General features: G+C 63.5%; 1 protein-coding gene and 1 pseudogene. One reads left to right on the top strand and one right to left on the bottom strand.

Going from position 1 to position 572, the window contains the following annotated elements:
* Window positions 1-103, top strand: a pseudogene (locus tag AC1D01_RS38015) (VOC family protein); the annotation flags it as partial.
* Between the two features lie 7 nt (window positions 104-110).
* On the opposite strand, the gene AC1D01_RS38010 reads toward AC1D01_RS38015, so the two are convergent.
* Window positions 111-506 (bottom strand): hypothetical protein, encoded by a 396-nt coding sequence (locus AC1D01_RS38010; RefSeq protein ID WP_477875166.1) that lies wholly within the window; start codon window positions 504-506, stop codon window positions 111-113.
* Between the last annotated feature and the right edge of the window lie 66 nt (window positions 507-572).

The raw sequence follows: 572 nt of genomic DNA, 5'->3' as shown, positions 1-572 counted from the left end.
CCCGAAGAGCAACGACGAGTTCCCGGTCGCGGGCGAGGGCGTACTGATCGAGCTGGTGCAGGCGCCGCCGGAGATCGTCGCGGCGTTGGGGGCGCCTGCCTGAGCGTGCCTTATCCGGTGATGTGAAAGTACCCGATGGTTGGGTAGACGCCGTTCCACTGCACGAAGCAAGTCGAGTAGTAGACCGAGACCACTTTGCCCGACGAATAGGCTGCCAGGAATGATCCGTAGGCCAGCTTGCCGCCGGGCGTGCTGGCATCCCAGCGAAACTCCAGCGTGGGTGCCGCACAGGTTGTGCCACTCAGCCCGGGGAAGGGCGCCCCGTCCAAGGTCACGAAGCAATTCACGCCTTCGCATCCGATGTCGACGATGTGCCGGAAACCGGTCGATCCGGCGTCAGCATGCGCAATGGTGGGGGTGATGGCTGCTGCAAGCGCCAGCGCAGAGGCGACGCCGGCGACCGATCGCAGGACGTCGTTGAGATGTGAGCCGAGATTCAAGGACACGAAAACTCCTCCTGATGGATGAACGCAAGGCGAGGAAGCATATCCGCGCCTGATGTGGTTTCGGCC

Source organism: Rhizobacter sp. P3_B12, from assembly GCF_056402895.1.
This window is presented reverse-complemented; position numbering and strand designations above follow the sequence as displayed.